Origin of the sequence: Brachybacterium sp. P6-10-X1 (assembly GCF_001969445.1) — a bacterium.
Classification (GTDB): Bacteria; Actinomycetota; Actinomycetes; order Actinomycetales; family Dermabacteraceae; genus Brachybacterium.
Genome location: NZ_CP017297.1, coordinates 3,710,302 through 3,732,258, shown reverse-complemented (window position 1 = coordinate 3,732,258; position 21,957 = coordinate 3,710,302). Strand labels below are relative to the sequence as shown.

At 70.4% G+C, this 21,957-nt stretch carries 18 protein-coding genes; 8 read left to right on the top strand and 10 right to left on the bottom strand.

From position 1 onward, the window contains the following. Positions 1-42: 42 nt before the first annotated feature. The 10 genes from BH708_RS16630 to BH708_RS16585 all read right to left on the bottom strand — a co-directional run bounded on the left by BH708_RS16630 (position 43) and on the right by BH708_RS16585 (position 10,978). Positions 43-822, bottom strand: a complete 780-nt coding sequence (locus BH708_RS16630; protein ID WP_076810125.1) for an ABC transporter ATP-binding protein — start codon at positions 820-822, stop codon at positions 43-45. 17 nt (positions 823-839) lie between these two features. After that, positions 840-1,646, bottom strand: a complete 807-nt coding sequence (locus BH708_RS16625; protein ID WP_076810124.1) for an ABC transporter permease — start codon at positions 1,644-1,646, stop codon at positions 840-842. Further along, positions 1,636-2,868, bottom strand: a complete 1,233-nt coding sequence (locus tag BH708_RS16620) for an ROK family transcriptional regulator (RefSeq protein ID WP_172805774.1) — start codon at positions 2,866-2,868, stop codon at positions 1,636-1,638. The genes BH708_RS16625 and BH708_RS16620 overlap by 11 nt, the downstream gene beginning before the upstream one ends. Before the next feature lie 324 nt (positions 2,869-3,192). Then, complete coding sequence (locus BH708_RS16615) at positions 3,193-4,617, bottom strand: Nramp family divalent metal transporter (RefSeq protein WP_216639487.1); 1,425 nt, start codon at positions 4,615-4,617, stop codon at positions 3,193-3,195. Between the two features lie 394 nt (positions 4,618-5,011). After that, positions 5,012-5,212: a hypothetical protein gene (locus BH708_RS16610; protein WP_076810122.1), complete on the bottom strand. Its 201-nt coding sequence runs from the start codon at positions 5,210-5,212 to the stop codon at positions 5,012-5,014. Positions 5,213-5,304: 92 nt separating this feature from the next. After that, positions 5,305-6,141 carry an SDR family oxidoreductase gene (locus tag BH708_RS16605; protein ID WP_076810121.1) on the bottom strand — a complete coding sequence of 279 codons (837 nt, stop codon included), beginning with the start codon at positions 6,139-6,141 and terminating at the stop codon, positions 5,305-5,307. Positions 6,142-6,324: 183 nt separating this feature from the next. After that, positions 6,325-7,497, bottom strand: coding sequence for a mandelate racemase/muconate lactonizing enzyme family protein (locus BH708_RS16600; RefSeq protein ID WP_076810120.1), 1,173 nt, complete (start codon positions 7,495-7,497; stop codon positions 6,325-6,327). Between the two features lie 206 nt (positions 7,498-7,703). Beyond that, positions 7,704-8,354, bottom strand: coding sequence for a VOC family protein (locus BH708_RS16595; RefSeq protein WP_076810119.1), 651 nt, complete (start codon positions 8,352-8,354; stop codon positions 7,704-7,706). Between the two features lie 207 nt (positions 8,355-8,561). Further along, complete coding sequence (locus BH708_RS16590) at positions 8,562-9,092, bottom strand: Dps family protein (protein ID WP_076810118.1); 531 nt, start codon at positions 9,090-9,092, stop codon at positions 8,562-8,564. Positions 9,093-9,268: 176 nt separating this feature from the next. Further along, entirely contained in the window at positions 9,269-10,978 is a 1,710-nt protein-coding gene (locus tag BH708_RS16585; RefSeq protein ID WP_076810117.1) for an ABC-ATPase domain-containing protein, read from the bottom strand. 217 nt (positions 10,979-11,195) lie between these two features. Between BH708_RS16585 and BH708_RS16580 the strand changes: the two genes are divergently transcribed. From BH708_RS16580 to BH708_RS16545, 8 genes are all read left to right on the top strand, one after another. Next, complete coding sequence (locus tag BH708_RS16580) at positions 11,196-11,960, top strand: SDR family oxidoreductase (protein ID WP_076810116.1); 765 nt, start codon at positions 11,196-11,198, stop codon at positions 11,958-11,960. A 579-nt stretch (positions 11,961-12,539) separates the two neighbouring features. Continuing rightward, the gene (locus tag BH708_RS16575; RefSeq protein ID WP_076811482.1) at positions 12,540-13,874 is read left to right on the top strand and encodes a dicarboxylate/amino acid:cation symporter; all 1,335 of its coding nucleotides are present in this window, start codon (positions 12,540-12,542) and stop codon (positions 13,872-13,874) included. 93 nt (positions 13,875-13,967) lie between these two features. After that, positions 13,968-14,981: a phosphotransferase family protein gene (locus BH708_RS16570; protein ID WP_216639485.1), complete on the top strand. Its 1,014-nt coding sequence runs from the start codon at positions 13,968-13,970 to the stop codon at positions 14,979-14,981. Positions 14,982-15,144: 163 nt separating this feature from the next. Next, positions 15,145-16,203, top strand: coding sequence for a LacI family DNA-binding transcriptional regulator (locus BH708_RS16565; protein WP_083713715.1), 1,059 nt, complete (start codon positions 15,145-15,147; stop codon positions 16,201-16,203). A gap of 179 nt (positions 16,204-16,382) precedes the next feature. Then, complete coding sequence (locus BH708_RS16560) at positions 16,383-17,729, top strand: ABC transporter substrate-binding protein (protein WP_216639484.1); 1,347 nt, start codon at positions 16,383-16,385, stop codon at positions 17,727-17,729. 4 nt (positions 17,730-17,733) lie between these two features. After that, positions 17,734-18,717: a carbohydrate ABC transporter permease gene (locus BH708_RS16555; protein ID WP_076810114.1), complete on the top strand. Its 984-nt coding sequence runs from the start codon at positions 17,734-17,736 to the stop codon at positions 18,715-18,717. Further along, positions 18,714-19,622 (top strand): carbohydrate ABC transporter permease, encoded by a 909-nt coding sequence (locus BH708_RS16550; protein WP_083713713.1) that lies wholly within the window; start codon positions 18,714-18,716, stop codon positions 19,620-19,622. Before BH708_RS16555 ends, BH708_RS16550 begins: the two co-directional genes overlap by 4 nt. Positions 19,623-19,749: 127 nt before the next feature. After that, the gene (locus BH708_RS16545; RefSeq protein ID WP_076810113.1) at positions 19,750-21,855 is read left to right on the top strand and encodes a beta-galactosidase; all 2,106 of its coding nucleotides are present in this window, start codon (positions 19,750-19,752) and stop codon (positions 21,853-21,855) included. The last annotated feature ends 102 nt before the right edge of the window (positions 21,856-21,957 follow it).

Genomic DNA, 21,957 nt, shown 5'->3' with positions numbered 1-21,957 from the left:
CGACGGCGGCTCTGCCGTCGGGGCGTGCGGGGACGGTCCTGGTCATTGGTGGTACACGGAGGTCCAGACGTCGTTGCGGATCGTGGAGAACCGCTCGGACAGCCGCACCTCCTCGTTGCGGGGATAGGGGAGGTCGACGTCGATGACCCGGTCGATGCGGCCGGGTTTGGCGGCCATCACCACCACGCGGCCGGCGAGGAAGACGGCTTCGTCGACGTCGTGGGTGATGAACACGATCGTGCGTTTGTCCTGTTCCCAGGTCTGCAGCAGGTGCTCCTGCATGCGCACCCGGGTCAGGGCGTCCAACGCTCCGAAGGGCTCGTCCATCAGCAGGATCGAGGGGTCCATGGCGTAGGCGCGAGCGATCGCGCAGCGCTGCTTCATCCCGCCCGAGAGGGTCTTGGGCAGGGAGTCGGCGAACTCGGACAGCCCCACCATGTCGATGAAGTGCTGGGCCCGTTCGCGGCGCTCGTCAGCGGGGACCTTCGCCGTCCGCAGCCCGAACTCGACGTTGTCGCGCACGGTGAGCCAGGGGAACAGGGCGTACTGCTGGAAGATCACGCCGCGCTCGGGGCTGGGTCCGCGCACTTGAGTGCCGTCCACCCGGGCGGTGCCGGAGGTGGGCTCCTCGAGCCCGGCGAGGATGTTCATCAGGGTGGACTTGCCGCAGCCGGAGGGGCCTACGACGGTGACGAACTCGTTCTCGGTGACCTCGAGGCTCACGCCGCCGAGCGCTTCGAAGCGGTTGCCGCCCACCGTGAAATCCTTGGTGATGTCCTGGACCTGGATCGTGGGCCGGTCGAGGGTCTCGGATGCGGTCATGGGGCTCCTGTTCGTGGTCATCGGCGTTCCTGCCACTGGGTCGCACGGGCCTCGATCGCCAGCAGGGTCCGGTCCATGACGAAGCCGAAGATGCCGATGACGAGGATGCCCACGAAGATGGTGGGCAGGTCGTAGTAGATCTGCGCCTGCTGCATGCGGTATCCGAGGCCCTGCTGGGCGGCGATCAGCTCGGCCGCGACGACGGTGGCCCAGGCGGAGCCGAGCCCCACGCGCATGCCGACGAGGATGAACGGGGTGGAGGCGGGCACCACCACGCGGGCGAAGATGGTGCCGTCCTTGGCACCCAGGACGCGGGCGGCGTTCAGCAGCGTCCTGTCCACCTGCACCACGCCTTGGAAGGTGGAGATGACGCAGGCCAGGAACGAGGCCAGGAAGATCACGAAGATCTTGGGCTGCTCGCCGATGCCCATCAGCACGATGGCCAGCGGGATGATCGCCAGCGGCGGGATCGTGCGGAAGAACTGCACCCACGGCTCGAGCAGGCCGCGCGCCCAGGTGTACCAGCCCATCAGGAAGCCGACGGGGATGGCGAGCAGGGTGCCGAGCGCGAAGCCGGTGAACACCCGCATGAGCGAGGCGACGATGTCGCTGAACAGGGTGCCGGCGAGGGCCAGTTCGATCGCAGCGGCGACCACCTCCTGCGGGCCGGGTACCTGCGCGGCCACCAGGGACAGCAGCCACCACAGGCCGAGGCCCAGGAAGACGGTGGCGATGTTGAGGATCAGCAGGGTGGGGACTTTCCGGGGCTCGGGGGCGACGGCCTCGTCCCTCCTCGCCACCAGGGTGTCGGGGTCAGCGGACACGGGGGCCTCCTTCGGCCGGGTAGGTCAGGGTTCCCGCGCGGGCGGACCGAGCGCGGGCAGGGGGCAGGTCGGCGGCGCGCAGGGCGGCGATGGCGCCGCGGGCGCCCTGCTTGTCGGCGGTCTCGCCGCTGCGCACCTGCACCTCGGCGCCGGTGAGGCACTGGCGGGCCATCGCCTCGCGCAGGGTGGGCAGGACGGGCTCGAGAAGGGTGCCGACCTCGCCGGCGAGCACGATCTCGTCGGGGTCGATGATCAGCGCGGCGATGCCGAGGGCGCGACCGACGGTTCCCGCCAGCCCGGTCGCGAGCTCGAGCGCGCGCGGGTCGCCGCCCTCGAGGGCGGCGGCGAGATCGTCGAGGCCGACCTGGTCGTCCTCCATGCCGGTGATCTCCTGCCAGGTGTCCAGGACCGCGTCCTTGGACGCGACGGTCTCCAGGCATCCCCGTCGGCCGCAGCGGCACGCGCGGGCCTCCGGGGTGTCGTCGGTGATCAGGTGCCCGATCTCACCGGCCAGCAGGTGGGCGCCGCGCAGGGCGGCGCCGGCGCCGAGCACCGCTCCTCCGACGCCGGTGGACAGGCGCAGGTAGACGATGTTGCGGTCTGCCTCCCCGGCGATGGTCGCCTCGTACAGGGCGGCGAAGCGGATGTGATGGTCCACCAGCACGGGGCACCCGAACTCGTCCGCGAACAGCTCGCGGATGCGGGCCTTGACGAGCTGGAAAGGCTCCATCGGGGTGGCGGAGCGGGGGAATCCGTGCCAGCTGGCGGAGTTCGGGCCGGGCAGGCCGATGCCGATGCCGGCGAGGAATTCCAGGTGCACCTCGCCGACGGCGAGATCGCGGATGGTGCGCTGAGTCTGCGCCACCCGAGCCTCCCAGCCGGCGCCGGTGGGGTACTCGGCGATGGCCGAGGCGATCACCGTCCCGGCGGAGTTCGCCAGGCACACGGTGGCCGCGGTGTGGCTGAAGTCGAGGCCGACGAAGCGCACAGCTCCGGGGTGGATGCCGAGGACCTCGGCCGGGCGACCCCGCCCGCCCGGGGAGCGCTGCTCGGTGACGGTGATGATGCCCTGGTCCAGCAGGCTGCCGAGGATGTCCGAGACGGTGGTGCGGGTCAGCCGCAGCGCCTCGGAGATCTCGCCGCGGGTGAGCTTCCGGCCGCGATGCAGCAGCGCCAGCACGTCTGCGCGGTGCTGGTCCCTGACGCTCCATTGCCGGTCCATGAGCGGAGACGCTAGTCGGCCGGATTTATTCCGTACATAGTTCGACAGAATACGGGGGAAATCGTTGTCCCCGACCCCTGGTGCTAGCCGGGACAACCATGTCGGCAGGGACGACGTCTCGGCCCGATGACGCGGGCCTGGCCGACGACATGCGGCTCGGCGCCGCCGAATCCCCCGATCTGCACCGTTCATGGTGCGGATCGGGGGATCGGGGGCCAGTCGCCGGCGCGTCAGGCGGCCAGCGGGGCGCCGCGCATCAGCCGGCCACCGGGGGCCGCGCGTCGGCGGGCGCCGCGCGTCAGCCGGTCGGCGGGTCGCCGCGCGTCAGCCGGCCAGCGCGGTCACCGCCGAGTAGATGCCCAGCGCGATGATGGCGAGCGAGCTGACGATCAGCGCGACGTGGATGAATCGTCCGCCGCGCAGCTCGGGCTCGATGCGGCGGCGCAGGTAGAGCGCGGAGACGGCGACCGCCGCGAGGAAGATGCCCCCGGCGATGCCGCCCACCATGATCATGACCAGCGGCTGGTTGATCCACAGGAAGGTCAGCAGCCACATGATCGGCAGGAAGGCGATGAACACGCGCATCCAGAGGTTCCGCCTGCGGCCGTCGGCCCAGTCGAAGACGCCGACGATCGACAGGGCGTTCGCCCAGGACCGCGACCAGGACGGGATCGCGGCCCAGATCGTCGAGCCGAGGGCGGCGAGCGCGCCGAGCAGGAAGACGATCCGCCCCACCTCGCCGAACACTCCGGAGAAGGTCGCGGACAAGGTCAGGATCATCTCGTTGCCCTCGGGGACGAGGCCCTGCGGGTGCAGGACCGCGGCACCGAGGATGAAGAACGCCGCGGTCGAGACCGTATAGATCAACCACGAGACCAGCGCGTCCTTCTGCATCACGGCGATCCAGCCGAGGGCACGCAGACGATACTCCGGGGAGCCGTCGTTGGGGCCGGACCAGCGGGCGTACCCCTTCTCCAGGCACCAATAGGTGTAGGCCGTGATCTCCTCGGAAGCCACCCCGGTCAGACCGAACATCGTCAGGGCGATGCCGACGGCGCCGAGAGGCAGCTGGAGGCTGAGGCCGGAGGCCAGGTCTGCTCCGGTGTACGCGAAGTCGCTGGCCGGCAGCGCGATCACGACCAGCACGGTGATCACCACGAACGCCATGGTCAGGAACGTGGCGACGTTCTCGATCAGTCCGTACCGGTTGGAGATCAACGTGGCGATGGCGATCACGGTGACCACGACGGCCCAGATCGTCACGGCCACCGGGGAGAGCGGGCCGAATCCGAGCGGGGCGAGGATCGACAGGGCTGCGGCCATGCCTCCGATGAGCCCGCCGGTCTGGATCAGCTTGCTCAGCGCCATCAGCGCCCACATCAGGAACACCCAGCTGACCCGCCCCAGACGGGGCGGGACGCGGTTGTAGCCCTCCATGCCGCCCTCGCCGGTGACGATGGAGTAGCGGGCCATCTCCATCTGCACCGCCACCTTGACGATGGTGGAGACGAACACGAGCCACAGCAGCACGAAGCCGGCCTGGGCGCCGAGGGACGTGGCGGTGATCAGTTCGCCGGCCCCCACCACGGAGGCGGAGACGATCAGACCGGGTCCGAAGAACTTCGAGGAGGCCCGCCAGCCGACGGGCGGCTCCTTCACGGCCGACGGGTCGAGGCTGTACGGGTCGCCGCTGACGAACCGCTCAGAGGACTTCTCCGAGATCTCGGACGGGGAGGAGGACGCAGTCACCGGTGACTCCTGGTGGGGATGGCACGCTCCGCGCGGGAGCAGGTCGAGCGACCTTACCGAGCACCTCGCTGCCGCCGCCACACCCGTCCACGACGATTTCACCCGTCCTCCCGCAGCCCGCTGCGCTGGGACTCCGGGAGGTCATGGCGGAGCTGGATGACCAGGGTTCTGCAGCTCCTGCGGGATCGGTGTGCGTGATGTCGTGGGAGGTGGGCCCGTGCTCAGCTGGCTCTCATCCGTCAGCGGCGCGTCGCAGAGGCCGATGACGATCCAGCTCCCGAAGGCGCGACTTGACCGTTGCACATTCCCGGTACCCCGACTCTGCGCTGCACCGCGAGCAGGGAGTCACGATCAGGACGTCACGGTCAGCGTCGGCCCGCACCGGTCAATCAGCTCAGTCCCGAGGCGAGCGCCGCCCATGAGCCGTGACAAGTGCGGCGCCCGCGAACCCGATGACTCCAGCAAGGGCCGGCGGGACAGCCACGCCGTTCGACATCCAGCCCTGCGCGTGGCTGCCGTACGCGAGGAACGCCAGCAGCAGGCTGACGAGGGCCACACCGCCCCAGAGCAGCGTCGACCTGCGTGCATTGTGCATAATTCACTCTCCTTGTACCCACCCGTAGCGTGCTCGCCATCACGAAAGGTGGCCCGGACTCCCAGCGGATCCCATAGGCATGGCGTCTTCCCTCACGCCCCCGGCAACTCGATCCCTCCCGCGCGCACCGCGGCCACCACTCCCCCGTCCACCAGCAGGTCCGTCCCGGTGATGAAGCTGGCGTCGGGACCGAGCAGGAAAGCGGCGGCGCCGGCGATGTCCGCCGGGGTGCCGATGCGTCCGCTGCCGGAGCCGTCGATCATGGTGCGCATGCCGGCGCCGTTCTCGCTGGCCAGTTCGTGCTGCCCCATGGGCGTCGAGATCACGCCGGGGCTGATGGAGTTGATGCGGGCCCCACGGGCGCCCCAGTCGGCGGCCGCGGCGTGGACGCGCAGCTGGTTGGCGCGCTTGGCGAGACTGTAGGCGGCGCCGGAGTCCGGCAGCGCGCCCTCCCGCAGGAACGGCAGGGACAGCAGCTCCTCGGTGGGAGTGGACAACAGGGCAGCCTCCAGCTCCCCCGGGAAACGACCGACCGCCATGGCACCAGCCATCGACGCGATGACCACGCCCGCGCCGCCGGGGGCGATGACCTTCCCGAACTCCTCGAGGCTGACGGCCACGCCGTACAGGTCGACCGTGAGCACGGCCGCGGTCGGCGCCTGCTGGGGCGAGAGGCCCGCGGTGTGCACGACGTGCCGCACCGGCCCGAGCTCCGCGGCGGCCGCGGCGAGTGCCGCCATGGAGTCGCGGGAGGAGACGTCCACCTGCTGCGTGGTCACGGCGAAGCCGTCCCCGGCGAGCGCGGTGCCGACCCGCTCGAGGGCGGCCTCGTCGAAGTCGGCGAGCAGCACCTGCTGTCCCGCTCCGCTGCGCCGGGCGATCGCCTCCCCCATGCCGCCGGTTCCGATCACGACCAGGACGTCCTGCATCTGTCGCTCCTTCGCTCGGTTCCCGCTGGGGGAGCTCGTGAGGTGGGGTGCCCGCCCCCGAAGACCTGCGTTCGCGTCGAGCTCGCAGAGCTCCGCCCGGACTCCTCGCATCGTAAACCGAGCGGCTGGGCGTTCACCGGAGCGCTGCTGGCCGCGGCGCGCGAGAACTGCTCGAGGGACAGATCAGTGGACGGCGTACGTCTCGACGACGTCCATGTCCACCTCGACCCCGAGACCCGGCTCGGACGGCACCGCTACTCGACCGTCCTCGAGGGTGAAGGGCGTGGTGAGCAGCTCGTCGCGCAGCGGATTGCGCGTGCGGTCGAACTCGATGACCGGCTCGTTCTCCAGCGGCACCGGGCGATGGGTGTACGGCACCTGCGGCAGTGTGCTGCACACCTGCAGCGCCGCAGCCACGGCGATCCCGGAGCCCCACACGTGCGGGATGGTGCGCAGGTTGTGGGCCGAGGCGAGGGCGATGATGCGCTGGACCTCCGTGATCCCTCCGGTCACGCAGATATCGGGCTGGATGATGTCCACGCAGCCGGCACCGAGGAGGTCCCGGAAGCCGAAGCGGGTGTACTCGGCCTCTCCCCCGGCGATCGCGAGGTCCAGGCGGTCGCGCACCCGCGCGTAGCCCTCGCGGTCCTCCGGCGGCACGGGCTCCTCGAAGAAGACGAAGCCGTGCTGGTCGAGCACGCGGCCCATGGCGATCGCCGTCCGGGCGTTGTAGGCATGGTTCGCGTCGGCCGCGAGCACGAACTCGTCGCCGAGCCGCTCGCGCACGGTGGCGACGCGCTGGGCGTCCTGGGCGATGGGCAGCAGGCCGATCTTCATCTTCAGCATCGTCAGGCCCTGCTCGGCGTAGCCGGCGACGCTGTCGCCGAGCTGCTGCAGGCCCCGTTCCGGGTCGAAGCCGACGGAGGTGTAGTAGCCGCCGGTGCCGTAGGCGTGGACGCTCTCGCGGTGCCGACCTCCGATGAGCTCGCTGACCGGGGCGCCGAGGCGCGTGCCGAGCAGGTCCCACAGGGCGATGTCGATCGCGCTGAGCGCCTCGATGTAGGGGCCGCGCTGGCCGAAGTCCCGGGTGCGGGCGTACAGCAGGTCCCACACCACCCCGGGCGAGGCATCGCGCATCGCCAGCAGCTGCGGGGCGAGCACGTCCTCGAGGCAGGCGCGGACCGGCTCGGCGGGGCCGTACTGACCGCCCTCGCCCCAGCCGACCTCGCCCTCCGTGCTGGTCAGACGCACCAGCAGCGAGGTGCGCTCGGGGAACTCGGCCTGGGAGGAGTAGAAGCGGTCGGCGCCCAGAGGCGCTCGGAGGACGAAGGTGTCGACCCGGGAGATCGTGAGCATCGGTGGTCTCTCCTTCCTGTGCCGGCTGAGACCGCCGACGATAGCGGGAACGGCGCGGCCGCGCCCTCGGGGCCGACGAGGCTGTGGCACTCGGTACCTTCCACCGTTGCGCGCATTGCAGTCTGGGAGCTCGAAGGAGCCACCGACGCAACGGTCGCGCTCCCTCGACCGGGACGTGATCCGCGCCTGGTGGTCGCTGCGTCGCCTCAGATCTCGACCTCGCGGCCATCCTCGGTGCGCAGCTGCAGCACGAATCGGGACCCGCGCCCCTCACGGACCTCGGCGACGCCGTCGCCGAGGCCGAGCGCGGCGGTGGCCTTCTGCTGCGGTGCCGGGTCGACCTCGACGCGCTCGAAGCTCAGCAGCTCGATCGCGGGCAGGTCACCGAGACCGGGCTGAGTCGTCTCACCCCAGTCGATGAGGAAGGGGACGCCGTAGTTGCGCGGGGCCTGCGCCTGGGTCAGCCGCCACTGCAACAGCTCGCCGTCCGGGGTGCGGCGGGAGAGGTCCTGCACCTCGCCGGGGTCGAAGCCCTCGGCGCGGGCGTGCTCGACGACCTGGTCGATGCCCGTGGGATGCACGGCGTAGGTGATCAGGGTGGGCTTCTTGAGGCGGTTGATGCTGAAGGTCTTCGGCAGCTCCTCCTCGTCCCGGTCGGGATCGGGTCCGATCAGCTCGAGGTAGTGCGGGCGCGGCTGGCCGCCGACGGTGAGGGCGACCAGCGCGTTGGCGGTCCCGGAGGGATGGGTGCCGCCGGGCGCGGCGGTGACGCCGGTCAGCTCGCGGAACCAGTCCACGATCTCGCCCAGGTCGGGGCCGGCGATGACGACGTGGTCGAGCAGGTGGGGGACGCTCATGGCGCTCCTTCGTCCGGGGTCGGGCTCTCGGGGGTGGGGTCTCCGGAGTGAGGTCCCCGAGGGTGAGCAGGAGGCGGTGGGATCGGGTGAGGAGGGCACCGCCGTCGATGATGTCGACGGTACCTGCTCCGGGCGGTCGCCACCGGTCACAGCGGAGGGCCGGGCCGCGATCACTCGCGGCCCGGCCCTCGCCGTCGGGGAAGCGGGTCAGCGCTGCTTCGGGGTGCGGGTCTCCGCGCTGATGAACCAGGCCTGCTGCTCGAGCTTCTCGAGGACGGCGTGCAGGATGTCCGCCGAGGTGGGGTCGGCGTCGTCGACCTCGTCATGGACGGTGCGCATGGTGCCCACCGTCTTCTCGATCGCCGTGGTCATCAGGTCGATCGCGTCGTGGGTGAGCACCTCGCCCTGCGGGAACTCGGGCAGGGAGGTCTGCTCGGCGACCACGGCCGGGCGGGCGTCGGGCGTGGCGTGCAAAGCGCGCATCCGCTCGGCGATGTCATCGGCGCTCGCGCGGGCGATGTCGACGACCTCGTCGAGGTTCAGGTGCAGGTCGCGGAAGTTCGGGCCGACGATGTTCCAGTGCGCCTGCTTGCCCACCAGGTGCAGTGCGGTGAGGTCCACGAGGACGGCCTGGAGGTTCTTGGACAGCCCCGCGGGGGCGAGGAAGCCGCTCTCGGCGTTCTCCGTCGTCGTGCGCTTCGCGCCGGCGGGATCGGGAACCGTGACGGTGTCGTTCATGAGAAGTCCTCCTTGTCGATGAACTGCTCGGACGCTGTCCACGCTAACGAGCCCCGCACGCTGCGGCAATGTTCCGGGCCGAACGGTCGATGCGGGTGGCACGGGAGCGCGCAGTTCGTCGCACGGAGGTCTGCGCCGACCGGGCCCAGGGACCCTCAGGAGCAACGGCTGGTCGGTCACCCCTGGTCGAGCCGCAGCCCCCGGTAGCGGTTCACCGCGGCATGGACCTCCAGCGGCCGCGGCCGCGCGAGGTGGCCGGGGTGGCCGCGATGGGGCGAGAGCGCCTCGAGCCCCTCGGCGTCGAGATGCTCGAACAGGTCGGCGATCACCGCGTCGAGCGTGAGAGCGGAGCCCGACGGACCGGGGCGCTCGGATGCTCCCGCCTGCTCCAGCAGCTCGGCCAGACGGTCGAGAGCCTTGGCGATCGCTTCGGTCTGTGCGGCATCGACCAGCTGGGACACGGCCGCCAGGTCGATGTTCTCGCGTCCGAAGCGGATGGTCCCGCGGCCGCGTGCGGTGGCGGGCTTGGTCTTGCTCGTCGGGCGCAGGGCTCCGGAGGCCGGGGTCCGGGATCGCGAGGGCCCGAACACCGGCTGTTCAGGCCGCGGGGTGGCGTCGTCGGCGAGCGCGCGGGCTCGTTCGGTGACGTCGTGGGGCACGTACTCATCCAGGGCGATCACGTGGTCGGCGACGTCGAAGAAGGCGCCGGAGCCGCCGGCGACCAGCACGGTGGAGACCCCGCGTTCCGTGTGCAGCGGGCGGATGCGGTCGACGAACGGGGTGATGGGTTCGCGCTCGGCCGGGATCAGGGCGCGCATGCGCTCGTCGCGGATCATGAAGTTGGTGGCCGAGGTGTCCTCGTCGATCAGCAGCGCGGAGGCGCCGGCGTCGATCGCTTCGACGAGGGTGGCGGCCTGGGAGGTCGAGCCCGAGGCGTTGGTGGTCGAGAAGCTGCGGGTGTCGGTGCCCGAGGGCAGGCCGGTGATGAACGGCGAGATGTCGACCCCGGCCACGGAGCGTCCGTCCTCGGCGCGGACGGAGGCGACGTCGGCCCGGGTGATCACCCATTCGCGGCCGTCGCTGAGGCGGTGCGGGTAGACGCCGCGTTCGATGGCTCGCAGCAGGGTGGATTTGCCGTGGTACCCGCCGCCGACGATGACGGTGACCCCGTCGGGGACGCCCATCCCGCTCACGCGGGCCCCGCTGGGCAGGTCGAAGCTGACCTGCCGGGACTCGGGGCCGCGGAACGGGACGGCTCCCTGCTGCAGCGGCAGGTCGGAGTCGCCCGAGCGGCGCGGCAGGATCGCCCCGTCGCCGACGAAGGCCACCAGGCCCCGCTCGGCGAGCTGGTCGCGCAGGGCCTCCTGGTCGCGGTGGAGGGTCACGTGCGCGCGCAGGGCCGCGGCATCGAGGCTCGCGTGGACCAATGCGACCTCGGCGATCCGGGGCAGGTCCTCGGTGAGCAGCCGGGTCGCCTGGCGGCCCTTGATCCGCCGGCCGGCGGCGGGCAGCTGGACTGCGATCCGCGCCTCGAGGCCCTGCCCGGTGAGGGCGACGCTGGTGCGTTCGAGGACTTCCTGCTGCGGCGTGCCGATGCTGACGCCGTCGATCGACCGTGCGGCGGCGGCGACGGCGCGGGCCAGGTAGTCGGTGGTCGCGACGCGTCCTCGTCGGTCGCTGACGAGGTCCTCGGGGAGGTCGGCGGCGGCCCGGTCGAGGACCAGGCGCATCAGGGACGGCGGGGCGAAGGGGTCGACCTGCACGTGGTCCACGATCAGGCGGCATAGGCCGAGGTCGTAGGTGCCCTTCAGCTGCTTGTAGGAGCCGTAGCCGCGGCCGTCAATCGAGGTGAGGAGCTGTCGGAGGGAATCGGCGTCGCCGCTCATGGGCACCGGCCTTTCGCGTCGGCGGGGACACGGCGGGGCCGATCATGCGCCCTGTGGGCGCCGTGTCCGGAGATCTCGGTCGGCCACCGTATCCCCCAGCCCCCGCAGGCCAGGTGGGGAAGGCCGCTCGGTGCGGCCGACGGGGCGACGGGACACTGCAGGGGCGTCCTCTGCGCGCGAGGTGAACGGCGGTCCGGCGGTGACTAGGCTCGGCGCCATGACATCGACGTCCCTGATCACCGGCGCCAGCTCCGGCCTCGGCACCGAGTACGCCCGCCGGCTCGCCCGACGCGGAGACCGCCTCGTGCTCGTCGCCCGGGACGCCGCCCGGCTCGAACAGCTGGCCGCCGAACTGACGCGCGAGGGCGCGGTCGACGTCGAGGTGCTCAGCGCGGACCTGACCTGCTTTGAGGGCATCGCCGCGGTCACCAGCCGCCTCACCGACCCGGCACGGCCCGTCGCGACGCTGATCAACAGCGCCGGGTTCGGGCTGCCGCTGGCTTTCGAGACCAACGACATCGAGGACGAGGTGCGCCACCTGCGGCTGCACGACGAGGTGCCGATGCGGCTCATGCACGCCGTGCTGCCGAGCATGCTGGCCCGGCGTTCGGGCACGATCCTCAACATCGCCTCGGCCTCCGCCGTCATGCCGCGCTCCACCTACGCCGCCTGCAAGGCATGGCTGGTGATGTTCTCCCGCTGGGCGAACGCGCAGTACGCGTCCCGCGGGGTCATCGTGACGGCGGTGTGCCCCGGGTACACCCACACGGACTTCCACGCCCGGCTGGGGTTGCCGAAGGGCGAGGAAGGCATCCCGAACTGGCTGTGGCTCGAAGCACCGCGGGTGGTGACCGAGTCGTTGCGGGACGTCGAGCGGGGCAAGGCCGTGTCGGTGCCGAGTCGGCGGTACCGAGCGATCTGGACCCTCGCGCAGCTCGCGCCGTCCGGCCTCATGGCGAGGCTCGCCGAGCGCGGGCGGTGAGCACTCGACGACGGGACGTTCCGATGCGGGTTCTGCTGGCTGCCACCCCCTTCGCGGGACATCTGCATCCTCTGCTCGGCCTCGCCCGGGCCCTGCAGGGGCGGGGCCAGAAGGCGAGGGCACCTGCTTCGGTGCCGAGCTGCTGCACGAGCTGACCGGCCTCCCCTACGCCACCGCCTCGCTCTCCCCGCTCGCCCTGCCCAGTCGGCACCGTCCCCCACCCGGGCTGCCGCTCGCCCCCGGACGCGGTCCGCTCGGCCGAGCGCGGGACACGGCGCTGCGAGGCACCGTCGAGCACACCGTGAACCCCGCCTTCCGTCGCCTGCACGACCGTGCCCGGAACGAGATGGGGCTGGGCCCCGGGGACCCGACTCCACGAGGACCGGGTCGTGGCAACTGCACATTCGCAGTGGCGACGGCCCGATCTTCCTGCGTGGAGGCCGCGTCCTGCGTGGAGACCGCCGTCGAGGCGGTGAGACGACCGGCCTCGTGGCACACTGCCCACCACCTCATCCGAGACGCCGGCGAGAAGCACCGCAGGCGTCGTCTCCGACACATCCCATGGAGAAGGGCGATCGCATGCCACAGCAGACCGATGAACACACTGGCCGGCGGACGTGGTGGCGGCGATACCTCGCCTTCCCACTGATCTGGAAATTCGCCATCGCGCTGGCCCTGGGGCTGGCCGCGGGACTGATCGTCGGCCCGCCGATCGCAGTGCTGCAGCCGCTCGGCGACCTGTTCCTGCGGCTGCTGCAGATGCTGGTCGTCCCCCTGGTGCTGGTGACGCTGGTCTCCGGAGCCGCGTCGGTCTCGCCGGCGACCCTCGGCCGGGTCGGCGGCAAGATCTTCGGGTACTACCTCGTCACCTCGGCGTTCGCGATCGCGATCGGCCTGGGGCTCGGCTCCGTGCTGAGCCCCGGGGCGGGGCTCGAGATGCCCTCGTCGGGCGGGACGCCGGAGGAGGCCCCGGCGCTGATCGACGTCTTCTTGAACATCTTCCCCGAGAACATCTTCCAGGCCATGGCCGAGGGCAACATCCTGGCGGTCATCTTCGTCGCCGTGATCTCGGGCCTCGCGGTCGGGTCGATGGTCCACTCCGACAGCGCCCGCCTGCAGGACCTGGGCGAGACCGTCAAGAAGCTGTCGGACGCCGGCTCGGAGATCATGTTCAAGATCGTCCGCGGCGTGCTGGAGTACGGGCCGATCGGCGTCTTCGCGCTGATCGCGGTGGTGGTCGGCGAGACCGGCACCGATGCGCTGCTGCCTCTGGCGGCGCTGACCGGCACGGTCTACCTCGGCATCGCCGTGATGATCCTCGTGTACGTCATTCTGCTGCTGCTGTTCAGGGTCGACGTGCGCCAGTTCTTCAGCGCGGCGAAGGAGCCGATGCTGACCGCCTACGTGACCCGCTCCTCCAGCGGCACCCTGCCGGTGACGATGCGCGCCGCGGAGAAGCTCGGCATCCGCGAGGGCACATACGGCTTCAGCCTGCCGCTGGGGGCGACGATCAACATGGACGGCACCGCCCTCTACGTCGGCGTCTCCACCCTGTTCGTCGCCAACGTCTCCGGCGTCGACCTCAGCTTCTCCCAGATCCTCCAGGTCCTCGCCGTCGGCGTCCTGGCATCGATCGGCACGGCCGGAGTCCCCGGGGCAGGGCTGATCATGCTGTCGCTGGCGATCTCCCAGGCCGGCCTGCCCTTCGCGGCGGTGGCGCTGGTGGCCGGCATCGACGCACTGCTGGACATGGGACGGACGATGTGCAACGTGACCGGCGACCTGACCGGCACCCGGATCGTCGCCCAGTCCGAGCGACACGTGGATCCCCCGGGCGCCGCACGACGGCGGGACGGGGCCCATGGCGAGCCCGCTGCGGCGGGAGCGGCGAGGGCCGCCGACGGGGAGAGGTGAGGCTCGTCGCGACGTCGTTCAGCGGCGGCGACGTCGATGACGTCAACGGCCGAGATGACCACGGGTGTCCCCTCTCTGTGCGAGGCTCACGCCGTGTACCCATCACCGCCACCCCTCGGCGAGCCACCTGCAGACCCGGCTCTGCGGAGGATCCTGGAGGCCGCCGGACTGCCGACGACCGGGTACTACCGCGCCACCGCCGGCTGGGTCAGCCGGGCGTGGATCGGCGAGGACTACGTGGTCCGCCTGAACACCGATGAACGGTTCCGCGACGCCTATCGACATGAAGCCCACGTCGTCGCCCTGCTGACCGGGAGCGAGATCCCCCACGCCCGGCACATCGCCCATGGCGACGGCCCGGACGGGCCCTGGTACGTCTCCGAGCGCCTGCCCGGCCGGACCCTGCACGAGGCCTGGCCGGCGGCCGACGCGACGACCCGCCGCTCGCTCATCGAGAGCCTCGGCGACACCCTGCATGCCCTGCACCACGTGCCCGTCCCGGTCGGCCTGCTGCCGCCCTGGCTGGCCCGTGCGCTCTCCGGCGGACCGTGGCCCGCGTACCACCCGCCCGTGGTGAGCGCGATGCTGCAACAGGTCGACGCCGCCCGGCAGGTGTCCGGACACGACCCGTCCCTGCTCGCGGAGGTCGCCGAGTGGATCGGGTCGCGACTGCCGTTGTTCGCGGCCGACGACCCCGTGCTCGTCCACGGCGATGTGCACGGCTCCAACGTCATCGTCGAGGGCGGGCGCGTCACCGGTCTGATCAACCTCGCGGAGGCAGTGGCGCAGCCCGCCGATGCCGAGCTCGACACGATCCTGCGCTGGTGCGCGCGACCGCAGGAGTTCCCGCCCACGCCCCGGGAACGCGGGCTCGATCGAGCGGCGCTGAGTGAGGTCCCGCGGTGGCTGCGAGAGACGTACCCGGAGCTCTTCGCGCGGGAGCAGCTGCGCGAGCGGCTGGACGTCTATGACATGTCCATGGAGCTGGCGATCCATGCGCATCACCCGGAGGCCGGCGTGCGCGATGTGGCGCAGGAGCGCATCGCTCGGCTGCTCGCCGGGTGCAGCCATCTGGATGATCTGCACTGGTCGGCGGCCTCCGACTGAACGGAGCGATCCGGAGGGCGGCGAACTCCCGAGTGTCCGCAACGGCCTGTGGGGCCCATCGACCTCCACCTCTCCGGCGGGATGACATGACCCTTGACTACGCAGTCATACCCGACCTACGCTCCCACCCCAACAGCGATGCCAACCGGCGAGGGAGGGACCCATGCTGCGCAATGCTTCGCCCCGCCCCGTGCGCCGCACCGTCTCGATGACGGACGTCGCCGCGCTCGCACAGGTCTCCCAGAAGACGGTCTCGCGCGTGGTCAACGGTGAACCGTACGTCCGTGAGGAAGTGCGGCAGCGGGTGCAGGACGCCATCAAGGAGCTCGACTTCCGACCCAATGCCGCAGCGCGCTCGCTGGTCACCCGTCGCACCCGGCGGATCGGCGTCGTCGCACTGGGCACGACGTTCCACGGCCCGATGTCTGCCCTGGCGGCGCTCGAGTCGGTCGCCCGAGCGGACGGCTACTCGCTCAGCGTCCACCGCACGGAGTCGACCGATCGGGACGAGATCCAGTCCGCGGTCGACACCTTGCTGAACGAGGGCGTCGAGGGGGTCGTCCTCTCCGAGCCGAAGCAGCTCGAAGCCCCTCCCCTGCAGGTCCGCGCCGACGTCGCCGTACTGACCCTCGGCGCTCTCGGCCTCACGGCCCGTGAGGACGAGCTCGTGGTCGGCACGGACGAGGAATCCGGCGGACGTCTCGCCACCGAACACCTGCTGGCCCTCGGACACCGGACCGTGCACCACCTCGCCGGCCCCCAAGCATGGGTCTCGAGCCGGCTGCGCCAGCAGGGCTGGACGTCCGCGCTGCGCGAGCACGGCGCCGAGATCCCGGAGGCCGTCACCGGCGACTGGACCCCGCGCAGCGGCTTCGAGGCGATGACGCAACTTCTGACCACCACCACCCCCACCGCCGTCTTCGTCGCCAACGACCAGATGGCGATCGGGGCGATGTCCGCCATCGCCCGCCAGGGACTCACCGTTCCGGGCGACATCAGCATCGTCGGCTTCGACGACATCGATGTCACCGAGTTCCTCCCCACGCCGCTCACCACGCTGCGCCAGGAGTTCACCCACGCCGCCCACCGCGGCATGAACGCGCTCATCCGGACGATCGACGGCGATGCGCCGCAGGACGTCCCCGATCTGGTGCCGCTCTCGTTCGTGAACCGATCGACGACGGCATCGCCGACCCCCGCGGGCACCACCGACAACCGGTAGTCCGCCTCCTCTCGACCCGTCACCGCTCCACACCCCGGAGCAAGTGCCGCCGCAGGACCTCCGCCACCACCCCGGGCGGCTTCTTGTACCCGTTTATGACAGCGCAGTCAGGAGTGCATCACATGTCCTCTTCGCGATCTGGGTCCCGGCTCGTCCGTCGGACCTCATCCAGTCCGCCGGTGCCCCCGCCGACACCGGGGGGTCTTCGCCGCCGAGATCTGCTGCGCTCCGGTGCAGCGCTCACCGCCGGCGTCGGTCTCACCGGAGCGCTCAGCGCCTGTGGCAGCGGGAGCTCCGCCGCCCCGATCGAGTCCGGGACAGTGCCCCTCGCCCTGTGGACCCACGACGACGGCTACATCGACTTCTTCACCGAGGCGATCCCCCTGGCCGAGGAGAACTCGGACTTCACCTACGACGTCACCATCACCAAGAGCGACGCCTCGGACCTCGTCACCAAGCTGATCGCCCAGGCGGTCGCCGGAACCGGCACCCCGGATGTCGCGGGCCTCGAGATCGGGGCCTTCGCCCGCATGCTGCGCGGGGAGATCGCCCCCGAGCTCCTCGTCGATCTCACCCCTGACGTCGAACCGTTCCAGGACGACCTGATCCCGGCGCGGCTCACACCGTTCAGCAAGGACGGAGCGCTCTACGCGGTGGACTCGGACACCCCGGTCACCGTGCTCTACCACCGTGCCGACGAGTTCGAACGGCTCGGCATCGACCCGGAGTTCGGGACCTGGGAGGACTTCGCCGAGGTCGGCCGCAAGCTGGCCGAGACCGAGGAGCTCTCCCTCGGAGCCATCGCCGTGAACGACCCCGGCGGGACCGTCCAGTGCTTCCACATCCATCTGCTCCAGCGCGGAGGGGACCTCTTCGACGCCGACGGCAATCCGACCTTGCAGACCCCGGAGGCCGAGGACACCCTCGCGTTCCTGGTCGACGGCGTCCAGAGCGGCTTCCTCGCCACCGTGGCGGACATGTACGGCCCGAGCATCCAGAGCGGACTGAAGGCCGGCACGATCCTCGCCGTCAACATGCCGTCCTGGTATTCGACATACGGGATCCAGCCCAACGTCCCCGATCAGTCCGGCCGATGGCGGGTCGCCGCGCTGCCGGTCTTCGAGGGCGGCGGGCACCGGACGGGCGTCGGCGGCGGCACCGGCTTCGGAGCCCTGCGCGACAAGCCGGCCACGGACGCGGCGCGGAACCTCGTGGTGAGCGCCTATCTGGACCCTGACCAACAGGTGAAGCGCTACCAGGACATGGGATACCTCCCCACGCTCCGCTCCGTCTACGACGATCCGAGACTCCTGTCGATCGAGGACGAGTACTTCGGCGGCCAGAAGCTCTTCGAGATCTTCCGCGACGTCATCGACGACGTGCCCGAGGTTCATCAGAGCGCCGACATCTCGATCATGAACACAGTTCTGTCCGGGCAGGTGCTGCGCGCTTTCAAGGGGGACGTGAGCCCCGCCCAGGCGCTCGCCGACGCCACCGACGACTTCCGCGGCCAAGCGAAGGGCTGACGCCATGACGACTGCAGACTCCCCCACCTCACCCGCCACGATCTCGACGGCGAGATCGGCCCCCGGGCGGCCGGGCTCCATACCAGGATCGCCACGGCTCGCGGGCCGGCGCCGCCCGTCCCTGCGAGGCGGCGCGGCCCCCTACGCGTTCATCGCCCCGTTCTACGTCCTGTACGTGTTCTTCATGATCATCCCGATCGGCGCGGCGATCTATCTCAGCCTCACCGAGTGGGTCGGCCTGGGCGTGCCCGAATTCGTCGGCGTCCGCAACTACGTGAACCTCGCGTCCGACTCGAGCTTCGCGACCGCGCTGTTCAACTCGCTCATCTACACGCTGGTCGCGGTGCTCGTGGTCGTCCCGTGCGCGCTGCTCATCGCCCAGGCGCTCAACACGAAGGGTCTGCGCTTCCGGGATCTGTTCCGGGTGGCCTTCTTCGTCCCGATGGTCCTGTCCCCGATCGTCATCGCGCTGATCTACAGCCTGATCTTCGACCGTGACTACGGCCTGTTGAACGCCTCGCTCGAAGCGCTTTTCGGACTGCCGCACGTCAACTGGCTCGGGAACCCGACGATCGCGAAGGGTGCGATCGGCTTCGTGCTCCTGTGGAGGACCGTCGGCTACCTGACGATCTTCTTCCTCGCCGCGCTCCAGAACGTCCCCTCCGAGCAGTACGAGGCCGCCGCTCTGGACGGCGCCGGGCGAATCCGCACCTTCTTCGCCGTCACCGTCCCGGGGATCAAGCCGATCTCCGCCTTCGTCATCGTCACCTCGTTCATCGGCGCCGCGCAGCTGTTCGACGAGCCGTACCTGCTCACCAAGGGCGGGCCCGGCGAGGCGACCATCTCCGTCGCGATGTTCATCTACCGCGCCGCCTTCGAACGCCAGCAGTTCGGCTACGCCGCCGCGGCGGGCGTGGTCCTGTTCGCCATCGTCTTCGCAGTCAGCCAGGGCCTGAACCGGCTCCTCGGCATCGGGAGGGACTCATGAGCACCACCGGCACGACCACCACCAGTGCGCTCTCCACCGCATCGGCGCCTCCGGCCGGCCGCCGACCTCACACGGCCGACGCCCCCGCGAGGGTCCGTCGCGGACTGCTCTACCTGACCCTGACCGCCCTGCTCATCGTGTTCATCCTGCCGATGCTGTGGGCGCTGAGCGGTTCCTTCAAGCAGCGCGGAGACATCTTCGCGACCCCGCCGAGCCTGATCCCGGATCCGGCGACCCTCGAGAACTACCGGAACCTGCTCACGACCCAACCGTTCTGGTCCTGGTTCGCGATCAGCATCGGCACCGCCGGGATCTCCACCGTCGTCTCCGTCTTCGTGTGCGCGATGGCCGGCTACGGCTTCGCGAAGTTCCGCTTCCGCGGCAAGCGCGTTCTCTTCGCCGTCATGTTCAGCTCGCTCTCGATCCCCTTCGCGGTGATCCTGATCCCGCTGTTCATCCTCGTGGTGAAGAGCGGCCTGGCGAACCCGTGGTTCGCGCTCACCGTGCCGTGGGTGGCTCCGGCCTTCGGGATCTTCATGATGCAGCAGTTCATCGTGCAGGCCATTCCCGACGAGCTCCTGGAATCCGCCCGCATCGACGGCAGCAGCGAGTTCGGAACGTTCCGTCGTGTGGTGCTGCCCCTGCTGCGCCCCTCGCTCGGAGCGCTCGGCGTGTGGAGCTTCCTGCAGAGCTACAACGCGTTCATGTGGCCCCTGGTGATCATCTCCAATTCCCAGCAGTACACGCTGCCGTTGGGGCTGAACGTCCTCTACGCCTCCGAGAACCGCAGCTACGATCTCGTCCTCGCCGGTGCCGTCCTCGCCTCGATCCCCACGATCCTCGTGTTCATCCTGCTGCGGAAGCAGCTGCTCGAAGGGCTCGTGGCCGGGGCCGTGAAGGGGTGAGTTGGTGGGCCGACGGGCGGGCTCCCGCCCGTCGGCCCACCGCGTGATCGACGGGATGTGAACCCGTCCCGCCCCCCTTCCCTGCTGACCCCTCCTCTTCCCTGCCCCCATTCCGAAAGGCCCCCTGATGACCCTGCTTCCCGACCATGTGCTCTTCGGCGCCGCGTACTACCACGAGTACCAGCCCGCTCCCCGGCTCGAGACCGACATGTGCCAGATGCGCGAAGCCGGATTCACCGTGATCCGCGTGGGCGAATCCGTGTGGTCCACCTGGGAGCCGGACGATGGCGTGTTCGACCTCGAGTGGCTCGCGCCGGTGCTGGATGCCGCCCACGAGAACGGCATCGCGGTCATCCTCGGAACCCCCACCTACGCGGCCCCGATGTGGCTGGCCCGCCAGGTCCCCGAGATCAACGTCGAGCGCACGACGGGACACCGGATGGGCTGGGGCGTGCGGCAGGAGATCAACTACGCCCACCCCGCGTTCCTGTTCCACGCCGAGCGACTGATCCGGAAGATCATCGCCCGCTACGCCGACCACCCGGCCGTGATCGGCTTTCAGCTGGACAACGAACCGGGCAATGAGATCTTCGCGAACGACCAGGTGTTCCAGAAGTTCGTGGACCACCTGCGCCGCGCCTACAGCTCGGTCGAGGACCTCAACCGTGCATGGGGCCTCACCTACTGGTCGCATCGGCTCAGCGACTGGTCGGACCTGTGGCGGCCCGATGCCAACGCACAGCCGCAGTATTCGCTGGCCTGGCGCCGTTTCCAGGCGAGCATCACCACGGGCTTCATCAGCTGGCAGGCCGACGTGGTCCGCGAGTACGCCCGCGAGGACCAGTTCGTCACCACCTGCATCTCCTATGATCGGCCGACGCTCGACGAGCACGCGGTCGCGCAGAACCTCGACGTCACCGCCGGCAACCCGTACTACCGGATGCAGGATGCGCTCGCCCTGCCGACCACGAGCCAGGACGCCCAGTTCTGGACCACCACCGGCGTGTGGTCGCTGATCACGCACGCGGACCGGATGTACGGGACGAAGCAGGCTCCGTTCCTGGTCACCGAGACGAACGCGCAGGCGATCGGGATGTCCTGGTCGAACGAGCCGGCGTACGACGGCCAGTGGCGCCAGGCCGCCTGGGCGCTCATCTCCCGCGGTGCCGCGATGATCGAGTACTGGCACTGGCACACCCTGCACGCCGGCGCCGAGACCTACTGGGGCGGGGTGATCCCCCACAGTCAGGAACCGGGCCGTGTGTACCGCGAGCTCGCGCAGATCGGTGAGGAGCTGAAGGCGGCGGGCTCTGCCGTCACTGGGCTCACCCCACATGCCGATGTCGCTGTGCTGTTCGACAACGCGAGCAAGTGGTCGCTCTGCGAGCACCCTGCGCTCGCGAAGGATGGCGGCCCCGATCGGCGCTCCTTCCAGACCGTGTACGAAGCGTACTCCCGGGGCGTGTTCGAGGCCGGCCTGCAGGCGAACGCGGTGCACATGGCGCAGCTGCGGGAGCAGACGCCGTCGGAGTTCGCGGCGCGGCGTCCCGTGCTGGTGGCTGCGGCGTTCACCATCGCGGCCGATGAGGACCTGGACTGGCTCCGTCAGTACGCGGAAGCCGGCGGTCACCTGGTGGCCGGGATCCGCACCGGGTACGAGGACCAGGAGGCGCGAGCGCGGCTCGAGCGCAAGCCTGCGCTGCTCGATGAGGCGGCGGGGGTCTGGTACGACGAGTTCAGCAATCTGCAGGAGCCGCTGCCGCTCGCTCCGGGCGAGATGGTCGAGGGCTTCGAGCTGCCGGCCGGGGCGGCGGGCACGCTGTGGGCCGACGGGGTGCAGACCACCGATGACGGCACGGAGGTGCTCGCCGGCTACGAGCACCCGCATTTCGGTCGCTGGCCCGCGGTCACCACCCGTGAGGCGGGGTCCGGACGGATCACCTACGTCGGCACGGTGCCGGACCAGGTCCTTGCGGCAGCGCTGATGACCTGGGCGGTCGAGGTCGGTGCGGGAGCTCCGGCGTGGTCCCGTTCCACGGCCTCCCAGACGGTCTCGACCTCCACGAACGGTGCCGGCGAACGGATCCACGTGATCCACAACTGGTCGTGGGAGCCGAGCGTGTTCACGCTGCCCGGAGCGGTGCGGGACGTCGTGAGCGGTGACGAGCTTGCTGCGGGCACGGAACTGGAGCTCCGGGCGTGGGACGTACGGGTGGTGGTCGAGAATCGGTGACCTCGTGAGCTGGGGCCCGGGAGCTCCCAGCGCTTCCGGACCCCAGCTCGGCGCGGCTCCGAGCCATCACATGACCCGCAGGGCTTCACCTCTGGCATCGCT

Excerpts from the sequence above, each read along its gene's own strand:
- BH708_RS16630 (WP_076810125.1), bottom strand. The coding sequence starts at position 822 with ATGACCGCATCCGAGACCCTCGACCGGCCCACGATCCAGGTCCAGGAC.
- BH708_RS16620 (WP_172805774.1), bottom strand. The coding sequence starts at position 2,868 with ATGGACCGGCAATGGAGCGTCAGGGACCAGCACCGCGCAGACGTGCTG.
- BH708_RS16610 (WP_076810122.1), bottom strand. The coding sequence starts at position 5,212 with ATGCACAATGCACGCAGGTCGACGCTGCTCTGGGGCGGTGTGGCCCTC.
- BH708_RS16605 (WP_076810121.1), bottom strand. The coding sequence starts at position 6,141 with ATGCAGGACGTCCTGGTCGTGATCGGAACCGGCGGCATGGGGGAGGCG.
- BH708_RS16600 (WP_076810120.1), bottom strand. The coding sequence starts at position 7,497 with ATGCTCACGATCTCCCGGGTCGACACCTTCGTCCTCCGAGCGCCTCTG.
- BH708_RS16595 (WP_076810119.1), bottom strand. The coding sequence starts at position 8,354 with ATGAGCGTCCCCCACCTGCTCGACCACGTCGTCATCGCCGGCCCCGAC.
- BH708_RS16590 (WP_076810118.1), bottom strand. The coding sequence starts at position 9,092 with ATGAACGACACCGTCACGGTTCCCGATCCCGCCGGCGCGAAGCGCACG.
- BH708_RS16585 (WP_076810117.1), bottom strand. The coding sequence starts at position 10,978 with ATGAGCGGCGACGCCGATTCCCTCCGACAGCTCCTCACCTCGATTGAC.
- BH708_RS16580 (WP_076810116.1), top strand. The coding sequence starts at position 11,196 with ATGACATCGACGTCCCTGATCACCGGCGCCAGCTCCGGCCTCGGCACC.
- BH708_RS16575 (WP_076811482.1), top strand. The coding sequence starts at position 12,540 with ATGCCACAGCAGACCGATGAACACACTGGCCGGCGGACGTGGTGGCGG.
- BH708_RS16565 (WP_083713715.1), top strand. The coding sequence starts at position 15,145 with ATGCTGCGCAATGCTTCGCCCCGCCCCGTGCGCCGCACCGTCTCGATG.
- BH708_RS16555 (WP_076810114.1), top strand. The coding sequence starts at position 17,734 with ATGACGACTGCAGACTCCCCCACCTCACCCGCCACGATCTCGACGGCG.
- BH708_RS16550 (WP_083713713.1), top strand. The coding sequence starts at position 18,714 with ATGAGCACCACCGGCACGACCACCACCAGTGCGCTCTCCACCGCATCG.
- BH708_RS16545 (WP_076810113.1), top strand. The coding sequence starts at position 19,750 with ATGACCCTGCTTCCCGACCATGTGCTCTTCGGCGCCGCGTACTACCAC.